Raw genomic sequence first — 23,049 nt, forward strand, 5'->3', positions numbered from 1 at the left:
TCTGTTACCAAGTAGAGTCATGAAGCCCACCAGTTTGCCCAATGTCGAACAAGCACGTTTCAACATGATCGAACAGCAGATCAGGCCTTGGGACGTCAATGATGAAGCGGTTCTGCAAGCGATTGCAACCGTTCAGCGCGAGCGTTTCGTTCCTGTCGAGTTTCGCGCCATGGCCTTTTCTGATCTGGAAGTACCGCTGATCATCCATGGTGTCGACACGATGCAGACCATGCTGGCACCCAAACTCGAGGCCCGGCTTGCACAGGCGCTCAGTCTCAAGCCGACAGATTGTGTACTTGAGATCGGCACAGGCTCTGGTTATCAGGCAGCGATCCTGGCCACTATGACCCGGCAGGTCACCTCGATCGAGATTGATCCAAGACTGGTCGCATTCGCTCAGGAAAACCTGACCCAGTCCAGCGTCGAGGGAGTTGCGATCGAAACAGGTGACGCCAGTCAAGGATGGGGGACCACCGAGTACGACGCCATTCTGGTCACAGGATCGATCCCAAGCATTCCAGACCCCATGAAGTACCAACTCCGGGTCGGAGGACGCCTGGTGGCAGTGGTCGGTCAGGCTCCCGCCATGACTGTGGTGAGAATCACCCGGATCACGGCAGCCAGCTTCGAGATGGAAACGCTGTTTGAAACGGTGATCAAGCCCCTGACGGGGCCCAAGGTATCACGATTCAAGTTTTAACTGCTGGAGCAGCTCATCATGCGGTGGTCATTCAAGAAAATCATCGTAGCGGTGATCTGCTGTACGTCTGTACCTGCCAGCGCAATGGACCTGGCGCAGGCCTGGCAGCTCGCACTCAATCACGACGCAACATATGCAGCTGCACGATCCCAGTACCGGGCCTCGATGCAGAAACTGCCACAAGCTCGGGCGGGACTCTTGCCGCAGGTCGACGGAACGCTGACAGGCGCCTATCTCGACAGCCGGGCAACAGGTCCGCTGAACCAGGTCTACAACAGCACCCGCTCAGCCTGGACCTTGTCTCTGACGCAGCCTATTTTCAACTGGTCTGCTATTCAGACTTATGAGCAGTCCAAGCTTGTGGTCGCAAGTGCCGAGGTTCAGCTACAACTGGCTTATCAGGACTTGCTCATTCGCGTCAGTCAGGCCTATTTTGATACGCTGACAGCGCAAGACACGCTAGAGGCACTCCGAGCAGAACTTCAGTCGGTCCAGGAGCAACTTGCAGCCTCAAGACAGCGATTTGAACTCGGGATGCAACGGTAACCGATGCCCTCGAGGCTCAGGCGCGGTTCGATCTGGTGTCGGCCAACATCATTGCTGCCGAAAATGACCTGCGTAATGCCGAGAATGAGCTTGCGCGTATTGTCGGACGTCAGCCGCCGCCAGGCAGCCTTTATGCCCTGCCCTACAACGTCAGGATACCGGCACCCATACCCAATAAACTTGATGACTGGACCATGCAGGCATCTTCCGCCAATCTGGATGTTGTCAGAGCTCGCATTCAGACACGCATATCCGAACGTGATGTCCAGATCGCCAAGTCAGGCCATTACCCATCAGTTAACCTGACGGCATCGTCGACAAGCAATACGGTCGGCAACTCGCAGGTCAGACCGTTTTATGACGGGAGGACAATCGACAACTCGGTCGGCATCACGCTATCTGTTCCCATCTACTCTGGGGGACGAGTCAGCGCAACAGTTGTCGAAAAAGCGGAACTCCAGCAAAAATCTGTTTACGATCTTGAGGCAGCCAGGCGGAGATCGATTCAACTTTCGCGCGAGTACTTCCATGGAGTCGTGTCGGGTCTGGCCAGAATTCAAGGCCTGCAGGCCGCCGAAAAATCCAGCCTGTCGGCGCTTACCGCCAATCTGACCGGATACCAGGTAGGTGTGCGCATCAACCTTGATGTTCTGAACGCGCAGCAGCAGCTCTTTGTCACAAAGCGCGACCTCGCGCGTGCCCGCTACCAGGCGGTCATGGCTGGACTCAGGTTAAGGGCCAACAGTGGTGTGCTGTCAGAAGCAGACCTGCGAACCATCAACACACTGCTCAAACCGCCTGGATCGCCCGGTACAGGCATCATGCACGATCTCAAACTACCGCGAACTCGCCGCTAGTACTGCCATGCATGGCAGACTGACATAGCCAGGCGACTGCCTCCTCGTGGCAGCACGCCCGATGTCGCTCGAAACACACACGTCGCCCATCTCTGCGACGCGGCACTGCTGACATGCTGATGCCCACAACAATACCGAGAGAGTCACACGCGTTGAACTCAGAATGCCTCTGTTCGCATTGACACAGGTACGTTTCACTTGATACATAATGGAGCGACCGTTTCACCTAAGAAAACGTTACAACACCCATCATCCCGGAGACAATCATGAAACTGACCCGATCCGTTCAAGCGCTAGGAGTCGCCATCGGCATGTTCTGTATGGCAGCCACAGCACACGCATCCTCTTACCCAGATAAGCCCGTTCGTTTGGTTGTTGGTTTTAGCCCAGGAAGCACCATTGACACCGTTGCACGCATCATCGGCGATGGTCTGTCAAAGCGACTGAACCAGCCCTTTGTGATAGACAACCGCGCCGGTGCCAATGGCATGATTGCAGCGAGGGCCGTCGCAAGTGCTCAACCGGACGGGCACACTTTGCTTGTGAGCAATTCGAGCTCAATCACGGTGAACCCTCTGCTTTATGATGATCTGGGCTACGACCCTCTGACGGACTATGAACCGATCACAACCGTTGTCTCGGTTCCTTTTGTTCTAACGATCAACCCAGACAACCCGAGGATGAAGGGTGTAAACAGTGTTCATGACCTGGTCAAGCTTGCCCGCGAAAAACCCGAAGAAGTTTCCTATGGTTCAGCAGGCAACGGGAACCTCATGCACCTGGCTGGCGCGCAGCTAGCGGCCATGTCCGACACCGAGATGCTTCACGTCCCTTACAAAGGGGCCGCCCCCATGCAAGCAGCCCTGCTTTCAAAAGAGATCGATTTTGGATTTGACACGCTGGCTGGTGTACCCCTGATGAAGTCAGGCAAACTCAAGCCACTGGCCATTTCAGCCTCTGAGCCATGGCGTGACTTGCCGGGCGTCCCGACTGTCGCTGCAGCAGGGTTCGACGGCTTTGACGTTTCGTTCTGGGTCGGCACCTTCGTTCCGAAAGGCACTCCACCTGAAATTGTGGCAACTTTGAACGAAGCTATCGCTGCCGTCTCACAAGACCCGGAGATTCAGCAACGACTGATGTTGCAGGGAAATGTACTGAATATGTCACCTGCCGAGTTCCGACAAAAGATTGAACATGAGCTCAAACAGAACGAAGACCTGATCAAGAAAGCCAATATCAAGATCGGCAACTGACATCGTCAGGAACCTCTTGCCGGGTCATGCGCCTTGTCGTGCGGCAAGGCGCATTCAAATGGAGAAAGTACAGGATGGCATGGGATAGAAAGCTGGGAGAGCTTGCAGAGCGTCGTCGACCATCTTTGCTGACGGGCGGAACCCAGAAGATACAAGGCCACATAAGCCGAGATCCAAGGCTCCCGGAATCCTGAAACAAAGCGTGCAGAAATTGAAAAGTTGGTGAAACTCTTGACCTCGCCATTCAGAAGTGCTGAGACATTCGTTGTGGAAAATGTGATTGACCCGGTACAAACTCGAGAATTGATCGAAGTGTTTCTTGAAGTATCTGTTCCATTGGTTCACCCAGGAGTCCGCAGTTTCACCTATCACCCTTGAGACAAACAATGTTAGATAAAAAAGTTCAGACGCTGGAGCAGGCTGTACAAGGAGTGCACGATGGCGCAACCATTCTGATTGGTGGATTTGGATCATCGGGCGTACCGACGGAGCTCGTGTGCGCACTACTGGAGCAAGGAGCCAGAGAACTGACTGTCGTCAACAACAATGCGGGCAATGGCCCGATTGGCCTGAGTCAGCTCATCGAGGCAGGGCGGGTGAGGAAAATGGTTTGCTCATTCGCTCGCTCATCAAACAGACTCAAACCCAATGCCCAAGCATTTGCAGACGCCTATCGCGCAGGCAAAATTGAACTGGAATGTGTTCCTCAAGGGACCATGGCCGAGAGAATGCGCGCTGCGGGCGCTGGTCAGGGCCCCTTTTACACGCCGACATCATACGGAACCAGACTCGCTGAAGGAAAGGAAACACGTGTTTTCAACGGGAGAGGGTATGTTCTGGAACACCCGATTCAAGGAGATTTTGCATTCATCAAAGCAAGCAAAGCAGATCGCTGGGGCAATTTGATCTATCGCTATGCTGGCCGCAACTTCTCACCTGTCATGGCCATGGCAGCAAAAGTGACCGTCGCCCAAGTTACAGAGATCGTTGAACTCGGTGAGCTCCCTCCCGAGAGTGTTGACACGCCGGGAATTTTTGTCCAGCGAGTCATAGAGATCAAGGAAACCTACAACAATGTATGAGAAGCTGACGAGACAAGAAATTGCCCAGACTGTCGCACAGGATATTCAGGAAGGTTGGTATGTCAATCTGGGAATAGGGATGCCTACACTGGTGGCGAACTATCTTCCTGAAGGACGAGACATAATTCTGCACACTGAGAACGGAATCGTGGGGATGGGTCCAGGCGACACCTCCCTGCCACTTGATCTTGACCTGATCAATGCAAGCAAGGAACCTGTCACGCTCATTCCCGGATCATCAATCACCGATCATGTCGTCTCATTTTCAATGATGCGTGGCGGTCACATTGATCTGACCATTCTGGGTGCGTTTCAAGTTTCGGCACAAGGAGATCTGGCTAACTGGGACACCGGCCATCCCGACGATATTCCGGCGGTAGGTGGCGCCATGGACCTTGTCGCAGGAGCCAGGCGACTTTATGTGACCATGGAGCATGTCACCAAAAAAGGAGAGCCCAAGATCGTCGAAAAGTGCTCTTACCCTTTGACAGGATCTGGCGTGGTGGACCGCATCTACACAGATCTCGCAATCATCCAGTTTGAGCAGGGTGCGATGCACGTGATCGCAATGGTCGCCGGACTGGAGTTTGCGCAGCTTCAGTCGATGACTGCAGCGAAACTCATCCTGCATCGGGACTGCGCCACACTCTCGACAAACAGATCGAGTTGACCACTACATGGTGGTGGTCATATCAATCCTAGCCTGAATCTTGACGACCCAACAGGATCGCCCATGAATACCTGAGAACAGGTCAGGCAGATTTCCGGATTTTCTCGACCAGGCTTGTTGTAGATCGCTGATACTCGAACGGAATGGCAAGCGCCCGGCCACCCCACGACCGAACCAGCGATGTCTCCGGAAGCTTGTCCATCTCGTAGTCACCGCCTTTGACGATGGTGTCTGGGCGCAAGGCGTCGATCAGTTGGTAAGGCGTGTCCTCATCGAAAACGACCACTGCATCCACACAGGCCAGCGCTGCCAGCAATGCGGCGCGATCATCTTCCGAGTTCAGTGGCCTTTCCGGCCCCTTGTCCAGACGTCTCGCCGACGCGTCGCTATTGACCCCGACGATCAGAATCGCCCCACATTGGGCCGCCTCGTCCAGATAGCTGACATGGCCACGATGCAACAGATCGAAGACCCCGTTGGTAAAAACAACAGGGCCTTTCGCGGCAGCGCGCATTCCAGCAAGCCAGTCTGCGCAAGCCTGCACGGTCATGATCTTGCCTTCAAATCGCGCTGACATGATCGCTTCTGACCCACTCAGACTGCGAGTGCCGACTCGGAACCTGACGCATTGGGTGGTGACATCAGAGACTTTCTGACCCGGTTCAGATCCTGGACGGTCTTGATTGGCACTTCGAGCAGTACTGACAGGTTATGCAGAATGCGTTGACTGACCTTGGCTTCCCACTCCGCATCGAACCGGATCTGCTGGTCAAGCCAGTGTTCGAGCCAGCCAGGCTCAGGCAGTTTAGACTGAACGGTATCGTCTGGATACATGTCCTTGTTGACATGCAGGTTGGTCGGATGCAACGCCTGTGGCGTGCGTCGCGCTGACGCCATCAAAAGTCCAATCTTTGCAAACGCCTGTTTTGCCTGATCAGCAAAAACCTGTCCCTTGTCATGAACGGCACGGCGCATGTACTTCAGATAGGCACCCGCATGTCTGGCTTCGTCTTTGGCAATGGTCTTGTAGATATTCTGGATCACCGGTTCGGTGTGCCACTGTGCGGCACACCTGTACCAGTGATTAAGACGAATCTCACCGCAAAAATGCAGCATGAGTGTCTCGAGAGGCGGAGCCGGGTCGAAGTCAAAGCGAACCTTGTGCAACTCCTCCTCTGTCGGCATCAGGTCTGGCCGAAAGCGTCTCAGGTATTCGATCAGTACCAGAGAATGCTTCTGCTCCTCAAAGAACCAGACAGACATGAACGCGCTGAAGTCGCTGTCGTCACGGTTGTCTCGCAGAAACATTTCGGTCGCCGGCAACGCAGCCCATTCCGTGATTGCATTCATCTTGATCGTCAAGGCCTGCTCATCAGACAGCAGAGATTCATCAAATTTGTCCCATGGAATGTCCGTGCGCATGTTCCATCGCACCGATTCGAGAGACTTGAACAGTTCAGGGTAGAGCATTGAATAAGCCTTAAAAACAAAATGAAGCTACATTGATAGTCGATCAAGCCTTCAGTGTGATGACAGAGACTCGACACGGTGCAGAAGCGGCCCTACCAGTTGCGAAACAGCCATATCGCGAGAAAAAGGGCCAGTACTGTTAAAAGCGCCGTCATGAGACGGTTGGATTTCTGACGCTCCTGACGCAACGCCCGCATTTCTTCCAGAACTGCATGGCTATGATCAGGGCGTGTCAGGGCTGCATGCGCCAGGCGGGGGAACTCAGGTAACCACTGAGCCCACTGACCTGCCTCGAACATGGTCTTGTTGCGCAGTCCAGTCAGACCCACCCGATCATGCATCCAGCCTTCCAGATAAGGTTTTGCGGTCTCCCACAGGTCCAGTTGCGGGTCAAGTTCACGGCCTAGCCCTTCAACATTGAGCAGCGTCTTCTGAAGGAGGACCAGCTGGGGTTGAATCTCGACGTGAAACCTGCGCGACGTCTGAAACAGTCTCATCAGGACCTGCCCCAGCGAAATCTGGGCCAGTGGCCTGTCAAAATACGGCTCACAAACAGCGCGAATCGCACCTTCGAGTTCCTCTTCCCTTGTGTTGGAAGGCACCCAGCCAGACTCAATGTGCAAACGAGCAACACGTCTATAGTCACGTTGAAAGAAAGCCAGAAAATTCTGAGCCAGATAATTCTTGTCAAACTCCGAGAGTGACCCGACTATACCGAAGTCTAATGCAATATAACGTCCAAGCGTCTCGGGCTGATCAGAAACATAAATATTGCCAGGGTGCATGTCGGCATGAAAAAAGCCATCCGTAAAGACCTGAGTGAAGAAAATCTCCACTCCGCGCCGTGCAAGGTCCTTGATATCGACACCGGCCATACGCAAACGTTCAATCTGGCTGACCGGGATGCCGTACATACGCTCCATGGTGAAGACGTTGTTCGCACAATAGTCCCAAACCACTTCAGGAACCATCAGTAGTTCGCCGCGATCAGACTCAGGAGAAAAATTGCGCCGCAGCTGACTGCAGTTGGACGCCTCACGCAACAGGTCTAGTTCATCATGCAGATACTTGTCAAACTCAGCCACCACTTCTTTGGGCTTGAGGCGGCGGCCATCAGGCGATAACCGCTCGACAATTCTCGCAAAAATGCGCATAAGCGCCAGGTCATTCTCGATAAATTCGAGCATACCTGGCCTGAGCACTTTCACTGCCACTTCACGTCCGTCATGCAACCGTGCAAAGTGCACCTGGGCGATCGAGGCGGACGCGACGGGATCCACCTCGAAATGGGCGAAAAGCTCCGCCGGAGGAGCGCCAAGCGCGTCTTCGATGATCTGAGCCGCCTGCCTGGAGGGAAACGGAGCAACATGATCCTGCAGCAAGGCAAGTTCGTTGGCAATATCAGTTGGGATCAGATCTCGCCGGGTGGAAAGCACTTGCCCAAACTTCACAAAAATAGGACCGAGGGACTCCAGCGCAAGACGTAGCCGCACCGCCCGCTCCAATTTCGGGGGGCTTCCCATGCGCACGATTCGCAACAGGCGGACCGCAAACGGATGATTGATCCCCGACAAAACCAGCTCATCCAGACGATACCTGAGCACCACGACAAATATCCGGATGACGCGCAAGATGGTCATGCACCATCTCCTTGCGCAGACCTGGGTCCCTTGCGGGTGCGCGCAGTCTCCACCTCATGCAGCCGCCTCGAAAGCTGGCCTACCTTCTGATCCATTTCGATCATTTGCCTTTTGTAAGACTGAAACTGCTGTTGCCACGTCTGTAGTACTGGACCTGGCGTCAGATCCCGGGTCTCATATGCAAGAAACTCCGCCAGATTCTGGGTGAACTTCTCCCCTGCCTCGAACAGCCCACGCGCGAGAGACCGGGCACCGAGCGCGATCTGTACGGCAGCCACATCCCCGACCATCTCCGACAGAAGATCTTCCAGATCCGGGCGCCAGTGCCTGGCCAGAGTCGAGAGCGTCTGCGCCATGGCGGCATCGCCCGTGACGTGCAGCAGCCCCGTACTCTCGGGCAGAGGACGACCAGGCATCCACCCTGATTGTAAAAGCCGCACAACATCGACCCGCAGAGTCACATCCGGGAGCACAGCAGCATCGGCGGCGCTGAGCGTTCCATCATGGCCTATTGTCAGCGCAAAACGCGGCTGACCGACGTAGAGATGTACCGTACGCCCCGCATGCTGGGCAAGCAGGTCCTGGGCGGCGGGCTGGCGCTTCATCAGCGCATTGACCGCCCCGATGACCCATTGAAGGGGGTCAGCGCCAAAATTCGGCATGGGGAGCACAGGGGCAGTAATGGCGGCACCTCGAAATTGATCAAACCCCCGAGTGTACCGCCTCATGACGTCTGGCAACGGCAGAAACCGACTCAGTGCGCAGCAGGCATCTGCTGGATACCTGCCAGCAACCATCCCTGACCGTCCTGCTTGTGCAGGTTCCAGACCTCTTCAAAACTGGTCGCTTCAGGCGCATCGTCCTCACGAATCATGCCGGAGAAGCGTACGCTGGCAAGGTAACCGTCTGAAAGTTTCTCGATGCCCAGCATATCTGCATTCAGAATCACGACCTCGGTCTTGTTCTCTTGTGTGCGCTGACTGAGTTGCGCTTCAAATTCCGCATAGAAGTCATCGGTCAAACGCAAACGCAACTCGTCGCGATCGGCATCATCCCAGGCTTTCTGCACAGCAACAAACTGACGCTTGGACTCTTCGACAAACTCCTGCTGATTGAACCCCGCAGGAATAAACCAGGACCCGACAACCGGCTCTGAATGCGCACTGGCTGCCGGCTGGGCTGCTTCACCACCACCAAAAAGGTTCTGGACATTGTTTGGCTGAGGACGACCCTGCTGCTCAAACGACTGGCGGTTCATGCCCTGCCCTGCCTGTGAGGTCGCAGTTGCTGCGCCATTGTTCGGGCGCATTCCGCGCATCAGGAAACGGATGGCAAAGAATGCAAGGCCAGCGATCAATGCGATCACGAGCAAATCCGCCATCGCACCACCCAGTCCGAGATGCGAGAGCAGTGCGGCAAGACCGAGACCGGCGGCGATACCGGCCAGTGGCCCAAGCCAGCGCGACGCACCTGAACGCGCGCCGGCTGCAGCAGCCGAGGCACCTGCGGTCGGTGCCGCAGCAGACGGTGCCTGCGTGGCCTGACGCTGCTGCATAACATTGGTTGACTGGCGCCCACTACTAAAGCCACCCCCCATACGACGGGCTTCTGCATCAAATGAAACCGCTAACATGGCAAAGGCACTTCCGGCCACCAGTACCAGCGCGAGCAGTTTCGAATAAATCGCGTGTTTCATGCAACTGACTCCTCTCGAAAGACAATACGTCTCTCATTTATCGGTAAAAACACTCAAGACGCCCGGCTCGCACAGCCCGTCAAAGCTCGCTGTCTCGCGCTCCTGAGTCAAAAAAACACAGAACTGGCGACACAACAGACGCCCGGCGTCGTGAGACGCCTGCAACTATATAAAAGTTCCCGGCCAGAAAAGTAACAAAATGAAAGCAAAACTGACAAAGTGAGAGCAGGTTGGGCCTCTTGATTCAGATCTTCTGCCGCTGCTCGGATCTCTGACTGAACTCAGCCCAGTCTCACACCTTCATGTACGGCCACCAGGCCAGCCGTCAGATTGAAGTACTCGGTACGCCCAAAACCGACACTGGCCATCATCGACTTCAAGGTTTCCTGATCCGGATGCATCCGGATCGACTCGGCGAGATAACGGTAGCTTGCCTCATCGTCGGCCACTTTTTTGCCCAGCCACGGAAGCACATTGAACGAGTACCAGTCGTAAGCCGGTTCAAGCGCCTTGTTGATCCGCGAGAACTCGAGAACCACCAGCTTGCCGCCCGGGCGAAGCACTCGATACATTTCGGCGAGTGCCTGATCCTTGTGGGTCATGTTGCGCAACCCGAACGCAACCGTGACGCGATCAAAATACTGGTCGGGATAGGGAAGGGCCTCTGCGTCACAAACCGCGAGCGGAACAACACAGCCCTCATCAAGCAGACGGTCCCTGCCTACTTTAAGCATCGACAGATTGATATCGGTCGCCCAGACTTCACCCGTGGACCCCACGCTGCCGGACATCGATCTGGCAAGGTCCCCCGTACCAGAGGCAATGTCTAGCACTTTCATGCCTTTGCGCGCCCCCACCCGGGACAGTGCAAAAAGCTTCCACAGGCGGTGAAGCCCGCCGGACATCAGGTCATTCATGATGTCATAACGACTCGCGACCGAATCGAAGACCTGCGCAACCTTGCTTGCCTTGAGGGATTCGTCTACTTTCTGGAAACCGAAATCTGTCTGATTCTGGGACATTCGTTTGACCGTGCCTGCCTGCTTTTATCGGAGAATAAAGTAATGGTATCCGATCCAGGACATTGGTGGTTGTCATAGACTTGAAACAATCGGGTCTTACGATTGCACATGTTTCATGTCATATTGATGTCAAATCCATGTCCAGCACAATTCTAGTCATTGAAGATGAACCAGCAATTCAGGAGCTGATTGCGGTCAATCTGTCCTTTTCCGGTCACAAGGTCCTGCGAGCATTTGATGCCTCCCAGGCGGAGACCCTGATCAAGGCCGAACTACCGGACCTGATCCTGCTTGACTGGATGCTGCCTGGCACCTCCGGTCTGGCACTGGCCCGAAAGCTGCGCAACGATGAACGTACACGCCAGGTACCCGTCATCATGCTCACTGCAAAGGGAAGCGAGCAAGACAAGGTCGATGGGCTCGAGGCAGGCGCCGATGACTACATCACCAAGCCTTTCTCTCCCAAGGAGCTGATCGCCCGCATCAAGGCCGTGCTGCGTCGTCGGGCCCCGCAGTTGACCGACGATGTAACCGAAGTGGCTGGATTGCAGCTTGACCCGGCTTCTCACCGGCTTAGCGGCAACGGGTCTCCTCTGCAAATCGGACCGACCGAGTTCCGGCTCCTGCATTTCTTCATGACCCACGCTGAAAGGGTGTTCTCGAGATCCCAGTTGCTCGACCAGGTCTGGGGTGATCACGTCTTCGTAGAGGAAAGAACGGTCGACGTCCACATCCGCCGCCTGCGCAAAGCCCTTGAGCCCAGCGGACACGACAACCACATCGAAACTGTACGTGGCAGCGGCTACCGTTTTACCCGCCAGCCCAGCACTCACTGATGGGAGCTCTGAGCGCCTCTGCCAGGGGTGCGTGAGAAAATTCCGACCATGCAATGGCATCGAACGCTGTACATCTACCTCGCCTGCCTGGCGAGTGCGGCTGCCGTCCAGTTTTTCTGGGGCAGCGCACTCGGCTGGATCGCACTGTCTGTCGGTGCCGGTGTCATGATGACCCTGCGCCGCCACCAGGCGCACCGGGTTGCCCTCTGGGCCAAAGCACCCTCGGAGTCCAGCCCGCCGACTGATGTGGGCCCTTGGGAGCCTGTCGTCAAAGCTTTACACAAGCACACAAGGGAGCAGGAAACCATCCTCAACGAGTCAATCGAAAATACGACCGCCGTCATGGCTGCAGCGCAAGCGCTGCCAGTTGGCGTGATTGCACTTGACCAGGACCTTTCCATCAACTGGTTCAACCGCGCAGCGCGTGACCAGCTCAACCTGAATGAAAACACGGATCTCGGTCAGAGTATCCTGCATCTGATCAGACACCCTGAGTTCTTGCGCTACAGCAAGCAGCCAACCTGGCCGGAGTCCGTTGTCATCAAGCAGCCCAATGGATCATCCGAAAGGCTGCTAATGCTGCAACTTGTCACCTATCTACGGCACCAGCGATTGCTGATCACCCGGGACCTGACCCAGATCGACCGGCTCGAGACCACACGCAGGGACTTCGTGGCAAACGTTTCGCATGAGTTACGCACACCACTCACGGTACTAGCGGGCTTTCTTGAAACCATCATTGAAGCGCCCGATGATGCAATTCCGGAGCCGCTGCGCAAGCAGTATCTACAACTGATGCAAACCCAGGCAACGCGCATGCAGACACTAGTTGCCGATCTCCTGACCCTGTCGGATCTGGAGAACAGCCCGCAAGCTGACCAGGCACTGGTTGATGTTCCTCATCTGTTAAACACAGCAATCGAACAAGGGATTGCCCTCTCAGATGGCCGGCATGAGATCAAGTTCGATATCGACCCGGATCTCAAGCTACTGGGCGCCGCTTCCGAACTCGCCTCGGCATTCTCGAACCTCATCACTAACGCAATCCGCTATACCCCAGATGGTGGAAAGATCAAGATTCGCTGGTGCCGGACACCGGATGGCAAAGCTCGCTACAGCGTCAAGGACACGGGCATCGGCATATCGACAGAGCATTTGCCACGCCTGAGCGAAAGGTTTTACCGGGTTGATCGCAGCCGCTCCCGTGATGTCGGCGGAACTGGACTTGGCCTGGCAATCACCAAGCATATCGCCATGAGACATGATGCGACACTGGATATTGAAAGCCGCCTTGGCAAAGGAAGTACATTTAGTCTGAGTTTTGATGCAAGGCGCATTGCGCCGGCGGTAAACTGACGCTTTAACATGTCAACCCTGCCACCAGGAGTCTCGCTGTCATGCCAGCTGCCACGCCATCCATGCCCCCCTTCCATCTGGCCTTCCCGGTTCGTGACCTTGCCGAAGCCCGTCAGTTCTACGGAGAACTGCTCGGCTGTCCCGAAGGCCGCAGCTCTGACGAGTGGGTGGACTTCAATTTCTACGGCCATCAGATCGTTGCACACCTCTCTCCGGACGAGTGCACCCAGGCTGCAACGAGCTCGGTCGACAGCCAGCAAGTTCCGGTTCGTCACTTCGGAGCGGTTTTGTCGATCCCCGAGTGGGAGGTACTGGCAGACAAGCTCAAATCGGTCGGAACGAAGTTCGTAATAGAACCATACGTCCGTTTTAAAGGCGAGGTAGGTGAGCAAGCCACAATGTTCTTCCATGACCCATCTGGCAATGCCATCGAAATCAAGGCATTCAAGGACATGAGCTCCCTGTTTGCGAAGTGACAGGCCAGTACACATGGCATTTGACACTCCTCCCAGATTCCGTCACCAGGGTGATCGCTGTCTGACGGTCGATCTGGGTGAACGTATTGACGAATCGACCGGACTACGATGTCTGGCGCTCGCTGCGCGGCTTCGCTCAGACGAAATCGATGGCGTCCTCGACGTAGTCGCCTCCTTTGTGTCGGTGACGGTCTATTTTGAGCCATCTGCGGGACTGGGCAAGGATCCTGCTGCCCTTTTGCAACAGAAGATCCTCGCTCACATTAGCGCCATAGGTGCACAAGGCGAGGATGGGCTGTCCAGAATCCAGGGCCGGCATATCGTGATCCCGGTCTGCTATGGTGGCGAGCACGGCCCAGACCTGATGGACGTTGCCAGTGCGATGGGACTGTCTGCGCAGGCGGTCATCGACGCGCACGCAGCAGAGCCGCTGCGCGTATTTCTGCTTGGGTTCGCACCGGGGCATCCATACATCGGCATTCACGACGAGCGATTTGCAATCCCCAGACGTGACACGCCCAGAACCGCAGTACCAGCAGGCTCGGTCGGCATCGCCAACCAACAGAGTACGATCTACCCTAACCGGCTACCCGGAGGCTGGCACATCATTGGCGCAACCCCGCTCAGACTGTTCAATCCGGACGCCGAATCTCCAACACTGTTGCAACCAGGAGACGAGGTACGATTCGAGCCGATCAACAGCGCGCAGTTTGACGTGATTCGCGCACGCCAGATGGAGTCGTCCACATGACGCTGCGCATAGAAAAGCCCGGCCTGCTGTCCTCATTTCAGGACAAAGGTCGATGGGGGCATCAGCATCTTGGCGTTTCGGTAACGGGCGCCATGGACGTGCAGGCCCATCATGTAGCCAACCTCCTGGTTGGTAACGAGAGGGACTGGGCAACACTCGAGATGACCTTGATCGGACCGACGATCCAGTTTGAAAAATCCTGCTGCATCAGTCTCACGGGCGCAGACATGGATGCGCGCTGCGACGGTCGTCGCATTGTCCCTTACCGTCCCATTCTGATTCAGGCTGGCCAGACGCTGAAGCTGGGCACCACAAAAACCGGTGCCAGAACATACATGGCCGTTCATGGCGGATTCAATCTGCCTGTCGTCATGGGGAGCCAGAGCACTTATCTGCGCGCCGGACTGGGTGGCTGGCAGGGGCGGGCCCTGCGCAAGGGCGACAGCATCGATATCAATCGCAGCCTCCCGGACGACACGGCCATGCTGAAAGACCTGGCAGAGCGGATCTGGCAACAGAGCATCTACCTTCCGAGCGTAATCGGGCAGTTGACTGGCAGAAAATCGCTTGTCCGCATCATTCGTAGCCACCTGTGGGGCGAGTTCACACCGGACAGTTGCGCTAGCCTGCTGGCAACCGAATGGCGGATATGCACGGAGTCCGAACGCATGGGCTACCGCCTGGAAGGCCCCAGACTCGAGATGGCACAATCCCGGCAGATGATCTCCGAGGGCGCTGCGTTTGGTACCATCCAGGTTCCCGGCTCCGGCCAGCCCATCATTCTGATGGCTGATCGCCAGACAACAGGTGGCTACCCAAAGATTGCAACCGTCGCGAGCGTCGATCTGCCGATTCTGGCACAGAAAAAGCCAGGCGATCTGGTGCGCTTCACACTGATCGATCATTCTCAGGCCCAACGGCTAGATGCAGTTCGCGAAGAAGCGTTCGCCGTGCTTCGTGTTGACATGGCGCGAGTGCGACAATTACTTTCGGAAGCGCTGGAACCAGAAACCATTGAACAAAAGGGGATCGCAATTGAACCTGAAGCTTGATCTGAACTGTGACATGGGGGAGAGTTTCGGGACCTGGAAAATGGGGCACGACCGGGCCATCATGCCTTATGTGTCCTCAGCCAACATCGCCTGCGGGTTTCACGCAGGCGACCCAGCCACAATGCGCGAGACAGTTGCCTGTGCAATTGCTCACGGCGTTGCCATCGGCGCACACCCGGGACTACCGGATTTGCAGGGGTTTGGACGTCGTTTCATGCAGATTACCGAGCAGGAGGCCTATGACATGGCTGTCGTGCAGATCGGTGCGCTCGCAGGCGTCGCCGCCTCACAAGGCGCAAAGCTGAACCACGTCAAGGCTCACGGCATGCTTTACAACATGGCCGTCAAGAACCAGGCACTTGCCAGAGGGCTCGCCAGAGCCGTGCACGACGTCGACCCTTCACTGGTGTTTTTTGGGTTGGCAGGCACGATCATGATTGATGAAGCCAAAGCACTCGGACTTCGAACCGCGAGCGAAGTGTTTGGCGACCGCTCCTATCAGTCAGACGGCAGCCTGACTCCACGCAATCTGCCGGGCGCCATGATCACAGATGTCAGTCTGTCGATTGAGCAAGTTTTAAGAATGGTAAAAGAAAAGATCTTCATCGCCCAGGATGGCACACAAGTCCCGGTCCAGGCCGACACCCTGTGCCTGCACGGAGATCAGCCTGATGCCGTATCGTTCGCACAAGCGATCCGCAATGCCCTGAAAGAGGCAAACATAGAAGTCGGGGCGCTCTAGTCCAGCCAGATGACTCTCCGGTGAAGCTGGTAGCAGGGGCAATAGCCCGTCGCAAATGAAGCCCCTCGAAGATCATTTCGAGGGGCTTCATTATTCAACGCATCATCGATCGGTCAAACCAGAACGCGTTCGATACCACCATTGTTGGCCTGATTGACATAATCTTCCATCCAGGTTGGTCCGAGAATGTGCCTGGCCATCTCGACCACGATGTAGTCTGCATTCGCACCGGTGTCATCACCATAACGTGACAAGCCTTGCAAACAGGACGGGCACGAGGTCAGCATCTTGAGTTCGCCCGTAAACCCGTCTGCGCGCAGGGTTGATACGTTCTTCTCCAGTTCCTGCTCCTTTCTGAACCTGACCTGCGTCGAGATGTCAGGACGTGTCACCGCGAGCGTGCCTGACTCCCCGCAGCAGCGATCAGTCTTGATCGCATCATCACCAACCAGCGACCGTACGGTCTTCATGGGATCCTGAAGCTTCATAGGTGTATGACAGGGGTCGTGGTACATGTATCGAACGCCCTGGATACCCTCAAGTTTGACATTCTTTTCCAGCAGATACTCGTGAATGTCAATCAGTCGGGAACCAGGGAAGATCTTGTCAAACTCGTATCCCTGCAGTTGGTCGTAGCAGGTGCCACAACTCACCACCACCGTCTTGATATCCAGATAGTTCAGTGTGTTGGCTACGCGATGAAACAGAACCCGGTTATCGGTGATGATTTTCTCTGCCTTGTCGTACATGCCGTTGCCACGCTGAGGATAACCACAGCACAGGTAGCCGGGTGGAAGAACTGTTTGCACTCCTGCGTGCCAGAGCATAGCTTGCGTGGCCAGACCAACCTGAGAGAAAAGCCGCTCTGAGCCACATCCCGGAAAGTAGAAGACAGCTTCCGAATCAACCTTGGTCCTTACCGGATCACGAATAACCGGAACGTAGTTCGCATCCTCGATATCAAGCAGCTTGCGAGCCGGCTTCTTGGGGAGTCCACCTGGCATTTTCTTGTTAATGAAGTGCACTACCTGTTCGCGCAGAGGTGCCTTGCCGACTGTCGCCGGCGGCTTCCCGGTCTGCTTGTGAGCCACTTTGGACAGAAGATTGTTAGCCGTGCGCTGAAGCTTGTAGCCGACTGAAACCATGGCGGTCCGGGTGGCATTGATCGTAGCCGGATCCTTGGCGTTCAGAAAGAACATGGCTGCCGTCGTACCAGGATTAAAGGACTTGCGTCCCATGCGGCGCAAAAGCGCACGCATATTCATGGAGACTTCCCCGAAATCGATGTCGACCGGACAGGGTGTGTAGCATTTATGGCAAACAGTGCAGTGATCTGCAACGTCCTCGAACTCTTCCCAGTGCTTCAGACTGACACCACGGCGAGTCTGCTCCTCGTACAGGAAGGCTTCAATCAAAAGCGATGTGGCGAGAATCTTGTTGCGAGGTGAATACAGCAGATTCGCGCGTGGCACATGGGTTGCACACACGGGCTTGCACTTGCCGCAACGCAGACAGTCCTTGATCGACGTACTGATGTTGCCGATATCGCTTTGCTGCATGATCAGCGACTCGTGACCAAGCAATCCGAAACTTGGCGTCCAGGCGTTTCTCAAGTCTGATCCGGGCATGAGTTTGCCTGCATTGAAATGGCCCTGAGGATCGATACGATCCTTATAGTCTTTGAACGGTTTGAGCTCAACATCAGTCAGAAACTCAAGCTTGGTCAGGCCAATTCCATGCTCACCCGATATCACCCCGTCCAGATCACGCGCAACCTGCATGATACGCACCACCGTCTCGTTGGCCTCGCGCAGCATGGCGTAGTCTTCCGAATTGACCGGAATATTGGTGTGCACATTACCGTCACCCGCATGCATATGTAACGCAACAAATACGCGGCTCTTGAGAACTTTGGCGTGCACGGCCTGTAATTCGTTCAAAACAAGAGAGAGATCGTTGCCGCCAAGGATGTCTTCCAGATGCCGCAAAATCTCCACTTTCCATGAGATGCGCAGTGTTCGGTCCTGAACAACATCGAACAGCGTGGCATCCGGCTGCTGTTGCAGTCGCATCTGCGCCACCTGAACCAGCGATTCGAGTCCGTAACGCGCAAACACCGTGACTGCGTCAGAGAGCGCTGTATCCAGGTGATCAAGCACCCACTGCCATCGAACCCGGACACTGTCCAGAAGTTCAAGCACCTGCTGACGCCGCTGGGCAAGAAGCTCGTCACTCGACAGTCCGTCAACCAGCTTACCCTTGGGAAAGGGCTCATCAAGGCGGGTGACAAGCTGATCGATCAGGCGAAGCTTGTTGCGCGTTGAAAGCTCAATATTGATACGCTCGATCGCATCGGTGTACTCACCCATGCGATGCAACGGTATCACAACATCTTCATTGATTTTGAAAGCGTTGGTATGACGTGCGATCGCGGCAGTTCGTGAGCGGTCGAGCCAGAATTTCTTGCGAGCTTCCGGGCTGACAGCCACAAAACCCTCGCCATGACGGGTGTTGGCCATTCGCACGACTTCACTACAGGCTGCAGCAACCACTGCGTCTTCATCGCCAACTATGTCACCGATCAGAACCATCTTTGGAAGACCACCGCGCTTGCTCTTGGTCGCATAACCGACCGCTCTCAGGTAGCGCTCGTCCAGGTGCTCGAGGCCCGCCAGAATGGCGCCCCCGAGCGGGTCTGTGCATCCAGATAATCCTTGATCTCGACAATCGACGGAATCGCGTTTCTCGCCTGTCCGAAGAACTCGAGACAGACCGTACGGGTATGTGCAGGCATGCGATGCACCACCCAGCGTGCTGCCGTGATGAGCCCATCACAGCCTTCCTTCTGTACGCCGGGCAGTCCCGACAAGAACTTGTCCGTCACATCCTTGCCAAGCCCGACCTTGCGAAACGTGCGCCCTTCAATCTCGAGCGTCTCGCTACGTAATACTCGCTCACCCGGCGCCTGTTGCCCATCTGACCAGGAAAGCTCGAACCGGGCCACGTCCACATCGTGAATCTTGCCCAGGTTGTGACCAACCCGGGTGACATCCAGCCAGTTTCCCTCCGGATCAACCATGCGCCACCACGCCAGGTTGTCCAGCGCAGTTCCCCAGAGCACCGCCTTTTTGCCACCTGCATTCATGGCAACGTTTCCGCCGACACAGGACGCATCGGCCGAGGTCGGGTCAACCGCAAAAACGTAACCGGCATGCTCGGCCGCCTCAGCCACACGGCGAGTCACAACCCCCGCACCAGTACGGATGGTGGCAACAGGCTGATCAAGACCCGGCAACGGCGTGAGTTCAACCTCTCCCAACGTTTCGAGCTTCTCGGTATTGATCACTGCGCTGCGCCAGGTGAGAGGCAGGGCACCACCTGTGTAGCCAGTTCCGCCCCCTCTGGGAATGATGGTCAGCCCCAGATCAATACAGCCGCGCACCAGGGCCGCCATCTCGCTCTCGTCGTCTGGCGTCAGTACGACAAACGGATACTCGACTCGCCAGTCAGTTGCATCAGTGACGTGCGACACACGCGAGAGTGCGTCAAACTTGATGTTGTCACGCGCGGTCAGCTTGCCCAGCACTCGGGAGACCTGTTTGCGTAGCGCGCCGGTCTGACTAAAGCTCTGTTCGAAATCTGTGACCGCACGTCGGGCATGCTTTAGCAGTGCCGCCACTTTCTCGTCACGCTCCAGGTTATCAGATGCCCGTCGCGTGTCGACCTCTCGCAACCTGTGCTGCAACGCCTCAATCAGCAACTTGCAACGTTTCGGGTTATCAAGAAGGTCATCCTGGAGATAGGGGTTGCGCTGGACCACCCAGATATCGCCCAGCACCTCGTACAACATGCGCGCCGAGCGACCAGTCTGGCGCTCCTGCCTGAGCTCGCTCAGCAGAGTCCAGGCCTGCTCGCCAAGAAGGCGACAAACCACTTCCCTGTCAGAGAATGACGTGTAGTTATACGGAATCTCTCGCAGACGTGTATCTGGATGACTGGCTGGCTTGGACGCAAGCAGGTGACTGGCTATAGGAGCATTCATGGAGACTTTTTGCTGACAGCTCGGAAACGGCGGTCGTCAAACAAAATTCGACCGGCAAACACGCATTTTAGGGCACTGGACGGACTTGTTCAGCGTTGCCCACAGTTCCTTCCAGAGTTTGGGGAGATACGAGGCAACCCCTGCGGCAACTGGCCCGGGCTACCCAGCGATGGGAACCTGTCTCCCGGAGTCACCTCTTTCGGAGACCTTCAATCTACAAATCAGATCACTGGAGTCAACCAGGCGAGCGTCGCGTACCGGCCAAACTTGCCCAGCGCAATCCAGAATACACACGCCTGGAAGGACAGTCGCAGACTCCCTGCAATCAGACACAAAGGGTCTCCAATGACCGGCAGCCATGACATCACCAGAGCCAGTGGGCCAAACCGCTCCACGCTGGCTCTTGCCCGGGCAGCCACCTTGCCTTCAGGTGCATCATCAGGCCGCCACCTCAACCAGGCCAATCTCAGCCCTCGTCCCATCAGATAGGTAATGACACCACCGAGCGTGTTACCTAGTCCGATCGCAAGTACCGGCATCCACCTCGCAATATCAGGATTGGCGAGCAAATAGGCGACCATCACAGGCTCGGATGCGAGCGGTAACAGCGTGGAGGCAACCAGCCCTGTCACGAACAAACCTGCCAGACCGGCTCCCGCGAGCATCAGAGCAGGTCCTGCGGCCGATCGACATCCCGGATACATCCGTCGTCACTGACCGGTATCTGCTGTAACAACTCAGGCTCCTTGCGCCACAAGGCAGCCAGCCCCGGCATCTCACCTTTACCCGGATGAGCCTGCTGCAAAAGATAGCGATCCACTGCAGTAGCTGACACCGCCACAGGATGGCCTGGCCTGTCAGCATAGGTCGGACGCCAGACAGCAGACCGGCGTGCAGCGATACCGTCCATCAACCGCGCACACATCAGACGATAGGTGTCAGGGGCAATAAATGGCATATCGCCCAGCGCGATCAGCCACCCGTCTGGCGGCTCACTGGCAACCGCCCTGGCACTGGCCCGCAGCCCGCAACGCAGCGTCGCACCTGGTCCTGCGTCTGCCTGCGAACAGACCACCACATTCACGGCCAGGCCGGCAAACTCCCTCACCAATCCGCTGCTGTGTGGTCCGACGACCACAGTCAGGTGATCGACCCACGGCAACAGCCGACTGGCACTCGCAACAACAAGCACCTCTCCGTGTGCAAGACGGGCACGCAGCTTCTGTTGCTTTCCGTCAGGGTCAAAGCGACGACCTCGACCGGCAGCAAGCAGCAAACCGCCAATCCTCGATGGCACGTGGGATAATGAAAAAGATTCCTGGTTCATGAGTTTTTATGTCTACTGATTACCTGAAACGCATCCTGACATCCAGAGTGTATGACGTTGCCATCCAGACACCGCTGGAAAAGGCCAAAGCACTTTCGGAGAGAACGGGCAATACTGTACTGTTCAAACGCGAAGACACCCAGCCCGTCTTCAGTTTCAAGCTTCGTGGTGCCTACAACAAGATGGCACTTCTGAGTCCGGCGGCACGAGCGCGCGGCGTGATCGCTGCATCAGCGGGCAATCACGCACAAGGTGTTGCGCTGGCGGCCTCCAGACTAGGCTGTCGGGCAGTCATAGTGATGCCAACCACGACGCCTCCGGTGAAGATTGAGGCCGTCAGACGTTTAGGTGCCGAGACAGTGTTGTTCGGAGACAGTTTCACCGATGCCTACGAAAAAGCCACCGAGCTGGAGAAAGCCGAACAGTTGACCTTTGTTCACCCGTTCGACGATCCGGACGTCATTGCCGGTCAGGGCACGATCGCGATGGAGATACTGCACCAGCATCCGGACTCAATCGACGCAGTGTTCGTGGCCATTGGCGGTGGCGGACTGATTGCAGGAGTTGCCGCGTATATCAAGCAGCTACGCCCGGAGATCAAAGTGATCGGCGTGCAGACCGAGGACTCGGACGCCATGATTCGCAGTATCAGGGCCGGCAAGCGGATTCGGCTCAACGACGTCGGACTTTTCTCGGACGGTACCGCAGTCAAGCAAGTCGGCGTGGAAACCTTCAAACTGGTAAAAGAGTTTGTTGACGACTTTGTGACAGTCGACACGGACGAGATCTGCGCGGGCATCAAAGACGTGTTTCAGGATACGCGCAACATTCTCGAACCGGCTGGTGCACTGGCGATCGCAGGCGCCAAGCGTTACATGAGCGAACATCGCTGGCAGGGAAAAACCGTGGTGGCGATCGCCTGCGGTGCCAACATGAATTTCGACCGGTTGCGGTTTGTCGCTGAAAGAGCAGAAGTGGGTGAGGCCAAAGAGGCTTTGTTTGCGATCACCTTGCCGGAAGAGCGTGGCAGTTTCCGGCAACTATGCGAACTGGTCGGTCCGCGAAATGTGACAGAGTTCAATTACCGCATTTCAGATGCCGAGAAAGCGCACGTGTTTGTCGGCATCCAGATCGGCAATCCAAAAGAGCCCGAACGTATTGCAAGCGAGTTTGAGAAAAAGAGCTTCCCGACCATTGACCTGACTCACAACGAAATGGCCAAAACCCACCTCCGCCACATGGTGGGTGGCCGCAGTGGTCTGGCCGACAATGAGTTGCTGTATCGATTCGAGTTTCCGGAAAGGCCGGGCGCCCTGATGCGGTTTCTCAACACCATGAATCCGGACTGGAACATCAGCCTGTTCCACTACCGTAATCAGGGAGCAGATTACGGTCAGATTCTGGTCGGCATTCAGGTACCTCCAGGCCAGAAAACGCGCTTCAAGGCATTTCTGAGCGAAATCGGATACCCGCACTGGAATGAAACGGATAACCCTGCATACCGGCTATTTCTGTGATCGCAAGCCAAGTC

Annotated in this window: 23 protein-coding genes; 13 read left to right on the forward strand and 10 right to left on the reverse strand. The window is 56.0% G+C overall.

All coding sequences use genetic code 11. From position 1 onward, the window contains the following. Positions 1–19: 19 nt before the first annotated feature. The 6 genes from DBV39_RS13035 (at position 20) to DBV39_RS13055 (ending at position 5,108) form a co-directional block, all read left to right on the forward strand. On the forward strand, positions 20–700 hold the full coding sequence (locus DBV39_RS13035; RefSeq protein ID WP_108621897.1) for a protein-L-isoaspartate O-methyltransferase family protein: 681 nt from the start codon (positions 20–22) through the stop codon (positions 698–700). A gap of 18 nt (positions 701–718) precedes the next feature. Continuing rightward, positions 719–1,246, forward strand: coding sequence for a TolC family protein (locus DBV39_RS20025; protein WP_227870623.1), 528 nt, complete (start codon positions 719–721; stop codon positions 1,244–1,246). A 35-nt stretch (positions 1,247–1,281) separates the two neighbouring features. Beyond that, positions 1,282–2,103, forward strand: coding sequence for a TolC family protein (locus DBV39_RS20030; RefSeq protein WP_227870624.1), 822 nt, complete (start codon positions 1,282–1,284; stop codon positions 2,101–2,103). Positions 2,104–2,369: 266 nt separating this feature from the next. Continuing rightward, positions 2,370–3,356, forward strand: a complete 987-nt coding sequence (locus tag DBV39_RS13045; protein ID WP_108621898.1) for a Bug family tripartite tricarboxylate transporter substrate binding protein — start codon at positions 2,370–2,372, stop codon at positions 3,354–3,356. A 386-nt stretch (positions 3,357–3,742) separates the two neighbouring features. Continuing rightward, complete coding sequence (locus DBV39_RS13050; RefSeq protein ID WP_108621899.1) at positions 3,743–4,438, forward strand: 3-oxoacid CoA-transferase subunit A; 696 nt, start codon at positions 3,743–3,745, stop codon at positions 4,436–4,438. Next, positions 4,431–5,108 carry a 3-oxoacid CoA-transferase subunit B gene (locus tag DBV39_RS13055; RefSeq protein ID WP_108621900.1) on the forward strand — a complete coding sequence of 226 codons (678 nt, stop codon included), beginning with the start codon at positions 4,431–4,433 and terminating at the stop codon, positions 5,106–5,108. Before DBV39_RS13050 ends, DBV39_RS13055 begins: the two co-directional genes overlap by 8 nt. 82 nt (positions 5,109–5,190) lie before the next feature. Here DBV39_RS13055 and rfaE2 read toward each other — a convergent pair whose 3' ends face one another. The 6 genes from rfaE2 to ubiE form a co-directional block, all read right to left on the reverse strand. After that, the gene (rfaE2, locus tag DBV39_RS13060; RefSeq protein ID WP_108621901.1) at positions 5,191–5,685 is read right to left on the reverse strand and encodes a D-glycero-beta-D-manno-heptose 1-phosphate adenylyltransferase; all 495 of its coding nucleotides are present in this window, start codon (positions 5,683–5,685) and stop codon (positions 5,191–5,193) included. 17 nt (positions 5,686–5,702) lie between these two features. After that, positions 5,703–6,578 (reverse strand): ferritin family protein, encoded by an 876-nt coding sequence (locus DBV39_RS13065; protein ID WP_108621902.1) that lies wholly within the window; start codon positions 6,576–6,578, stop codon positions 5,703–5,705. A 92-nt stretch (positions 6,579–6,670) separates the two neighbouring features. Continuing rightward, entirely contained in the window at positions 6,671–8,218 is a 1,548-nt protein-coding gene (gene ubiB, locus DBV39_RS13070) for a ubiquinone biosynthesis regulatory protein kinase UbiB (protein ID WP_108621903.1), read from the reverse strand. After that, positions 8,215–8,880, reverse strand: coding sequence for a ubiquinone biosynthesis accessory factor UbiJ (locus tag DBV39_RS13075; RefSeq protein WP_159078949.1), 666 nt, complete (start codon positions 8,878–8,880; stop codon positions 8,215–8,217). Before DBV39_RS13075 ends, ubiB begins: the two co-directional genes overlap by 4 nt. 92 nt (positions 8,881–8,972) lie before the next feature. Then, entirely contained in the window at positions 8,973–9,914 is a 942-nt protein-coding gene (locus DBV39_RS13080; RefSeq protein ID WP_108621905.1) for a Tim44 domain-containing protein, read from the reverse strand. 281 nt (positions 9,915–10,195) lie between these two features. Beyond that, entirely contained in the window at positions 10,196–10,936 is a 741-nt protein-coding gene (gene ubiE / locus DBV39_RS13085) for a bifunctional demethylmenaquinone methyltransferase/2-methoxy-6-polyprenyl-1,4-benzoquinol methylase UbiE (protein ID WP_108621906.1), read from the reverse strand. Positions 10,937–11,073: 137 nt separating this feature from the next. On the opposite strand from ubiE, the gene phoB reads away from it, so the two are divergent. The 6 genes from phoB to DBV39_RS13115 are packed head-to-tail and all read left to right on the forward strand — an operon-like array spanning position 11,074 to position 16,149. Then, entirely contained in the window at positions 11,074–11,772 is a 699-nt protein-coding gene (gene phoB, locus DBV39_RS13090; protein ID WP_108621907.1) for a phosphate regulon transcriptional regulator PhoB, read from the forward strand. A gap of 48 nt (positions 11,773–11,820) precedes the next feature. Continuing rightward, entirely contained in the window at positions 11,821–13,128 is a 1,308-nt protein-coding gene (phoR, locus tag DBV39_RS13095) for a phosphate regulon sensor histidine kinase PhoR (RefSeq protein WP_108621908.1), read from the forward strand. Between the two features lie 41 nt (positions 13,129–13,169). Then, positions 13,170–13,604 carry a VOC family protein gene (locus DBV39_RS13100; RefSeq protein ID WP_108621909.1) on the forward strand — a complete coding sequence of 145 codons (435 nt, stop codon included), beginning with the start codon at positions 13,170–13,172 and terminating at the stop codon, positions 13,602–13,604. 13 nt (positions 13,605–13,617) lie between these two features. Next, entirely contained in the window at positions 13,618–14,355 is a 738-nt protein-coding gene (pxpB, locus tag DBV39_RS13105; protein WP_108621910.1) for a 5-oxoprolinase subunit PxpB, read from the forward strand. Next, positions 14,352–15,407, forward strand: a complete 1,056-nt coding sequence (locus DBV39_RS13110) for a 5-oxoprolinase subunit C family protein (RefSeq protein WP_108621911.1) — start codon at positions 14,352–14,354, stop codon at positions 15,405–15,407. Before pxpB ends, DBV39_RS13110 begins: the two co-directional genes overlap by 4 nt. Next, positions 15,391–16,149 (forward strand): LamB/YcsF family protein, encoded by a 759-nt coding sequence (locus DBV39_RS13115; RefSeq protein WP_108621912.1) that lies wholly within the window; start codon positions 15,391–15,393, stop codon positions 16,147–16,149. The genes DBV39_RS13110 and DBV39_RS13115 overlap by 17 nt, the downstream gene beginning before the upstream one ends. Before the next feature lie 113 nt (positions 16,150–16,262). Here DBV39_RS13115 and DBV39_RS13120 read toward each other — a convergent pair whose 3' ends face one another. The 4 genes from DBV39_RS13120 to DBV39_RS13130 all read right to left on the reverse strand — a co-directional run bounded on the left by DBV39_RS13120 (position 16,263) and on the right by DBV39_RS13130 (position 21,518). Then, positions 16,263–18,827, reverse strand: coding sequence for a DUF3400 domain-containing protein (locus tag DBV39_RS13120; protein WP_407669292.1), 2,565 nt, complete (start codon positions 18,825–18,827; stop codon positions 16,263–16,265). After that, a complete protein-coding gene (locus DBV39_RS20650) occupies positions 18,788–20,191 on the reverse strand; it encodes a DUF3683 domain-containing protein (RefSeq protein ID WP_407669201.1) in 1,404 nt (467 codons plus the stop codon). Before DBV39_RS20650 ends, DBV39_RS13120 begins: the two co-directional genes overlap by 40 nt. Before the next feature lie 221 nt (positions 20,192–20,412). Next, the gene (locus DBV39_RS13125) at positions 20,413–20,856 is read right to left on the reverse strand and encodes a YqaA family protein (protein ID WP_159078951.1); all 444 of its coding nucleotides are present in this window, start codon (positions 20,854–20,856) and stop codon (positions 20,413–20,415) included. Then, on the reverse strand, positions 20,856–21,518 hold the full coding sequence (locus DBV39_RS13130; RefSeq protein WP_108621914.1) for a nucleotidyltransferase family protein: 663 nt from the start codon (positions 21,516–21,518) through the stop codon (positions 20,856–20,858). The genes DBV39_RS13125 and DBV39_RS13130 overlap by 1 nt, the downstream gene beginning before the upstream one ends. Before the next feature lie 8 nt (positions 21,519–21,526). Between DBV39_RS13130 and ilvA the strand changes: the two genes are divergently transcribed. Next, a complete protein-coding gene (gene ilvA, locus DBV39_RS13135; protein ID WP_108621915.1) occupies positions 21,527–23,035 on the forward strand; it encodes a threonine ammonia-lyase, biosynthetic in 1,509 nt (502 codons plus the stop codon). Positions 23,036–23,049: the final 14 nt, after the last annotated feature.

It is taken from the genome of Orrella marina (assembly GCF_003058465.1).
In the GTDB taxonomy this organism is placed as follows: domain Bacteria; phylum Pseudomonadota; class Gammaproteobacteria; order Burkholderiales; family Burkholderiaceae_B; genus Algicoccus; species Algicoccus marinus.

What these genes read in the sequence shown, in the direction of transcription:
- DBV39_RS13035 (WP_108621897.1), top strand. Translation starts at nt 20, where the DNA reads ATGAAGCCCACCAGTTTGCCCAATGTCGAACAAGCACGTTTCAACATG.
- DBV39_RS20025 (WP_227870623.1), top strand. Translation starts at nt 719, where the DNA reads ATGCGGTGGTCATTCAAGAAAATCATCGTAGCGGTGATCTGCTGTACG.
- DBV39_RS13045 (WP_108621898.1), top strand. Translation starts at nt 2,370, where the DNA reads ATGAAACTGACCCGATCCGTTCAAGCGCTAGGAGTCGCCATCGGCATG.
- DBV39_RS13050 (WP_108621899.1), top strand. Translation starts at nt 3,743, where the DNA reads ATGTTAGATAAAAAAGTTCAGACGCTGGAGCAGGCTGTACAAGGAGTG.
- DBV39_RS13055 (WP_108621900.1), top strand. Translation starts at nt 4,431, where the DNA reads ATGTATGAGAAGCTGACGAGACAAGAAATTGCCCAGACTGTCGCACAG.
- rfaE2 (WP_108621901.1), bottom strand. Translation starts at nt 5,685, where the DNA reads ATGTCAGCGCGATTTGAAGGCAAGATCATGACCGTGCAGGCTTGCGCA.
- DBV39_RS13065 (WP_108621902.1), bottom strand. Translation starts at nt 6,578, where the DNA reads ATGCTCTACCCTGAACTGTTCAAGTCTCTCGAATCGGTGCGATGGAAC.
- ubiB (WP_108621903.1), bottom strand. Translation starts at nt 8,218, where the DNA reads ATGACCATCTTGCGCGTCATCCGGATATTTGTCGTGGTGCTCAGGTAT.
- DBV39_RS13075 (WP_159078949.1), bottom strand. Translation starts at nt 8,880, where the DNA reads ATGCCGAATTTTGGCGCTGACCCCCTTCAATGGGTCATCGGGGCGGTC.
- DBV39_RS13080 (WP_108621905.1), bottom strand. Translation starts at nt 9,914, where the DNA reads ATGAAACACGCGATTTATTCGAAACTGCTCGCGCTGGTACTGGTGGCC.
- ubiE (WP_108621906.1), bottom strand. Translation starts at nt 10,936, where the DNA reads ATGTCCCAGAATCAGACAGATTTCGGTTTCCAGAAAGTAGACGAATCC.
- phoB (WP_108621907.1), top strand. Translation starts at nt 11,074, where the DNA reads ATGTCCAGCACAATTCTAGTCATTGAAGATGAACCAGCAATTCAGGAG.
- phoR (WP_108621908.1), top strand. Translation starts at nt 11,821, where the DNA reads ATGCAATGGCATCGAACGCTGTACATCTACCTCGCCTGCCTGGCGAGT.
- DBV39_RS13100 (WP_108621909.1), top strand. Translation starts at nt 13,170, where the DNA reads ATGCCAGCTGCCACGCCATCCATGCCCCCCTTCCATCTGGCCTTCCCG.
- pxpB (WP_108621910.1), top strand. Translation starts at nt 13,618, where the DNA reads ATGGCATTTGACACTCCTCCCAGATTCCGTCACCAGGGTGATCGCTGT.
- DBV39_RS13110 (WP_108621911.1), top strand. Translation starts at nt 14,352, where the DNA reads ATGACGCTGCGCATAGAAAAGCCCGGCCTGCTGTCCTCATTTCAGGAC.
- DBV39_RS20650 (WP_407669201.1), bottom strand. Translation starts at nt 20,191, where the DNA reads ATGAATGCTCCTATAGCCAGTCACCTGCTTGCGTCCAAGCCAGCCAGT.
- DBV39_RS13125 (WP_159078951.1), bottom strand. Translation starts at nt 20,856, where the DNA reads ATGCTCGCGGGAGCCGGTCTGGCAGGTTTGTTCGTGACAGGGCTGGTT.
- DBV39_RS13130 (WP_108621914.1), bottom strand. Translation starts at nt 21,518, where the DNA reads ATGAACCAGGAATCTTTTTCATTATCCCACGTGCCATCGAGGATTGGC.
- ilvA (WP_108621915.1), top strand. Translation starts at nt 21,527, where the DNA reads ATGTCTACTGATTACCTGAAACGCATCCTGACATCCAGAGTGTATGAC.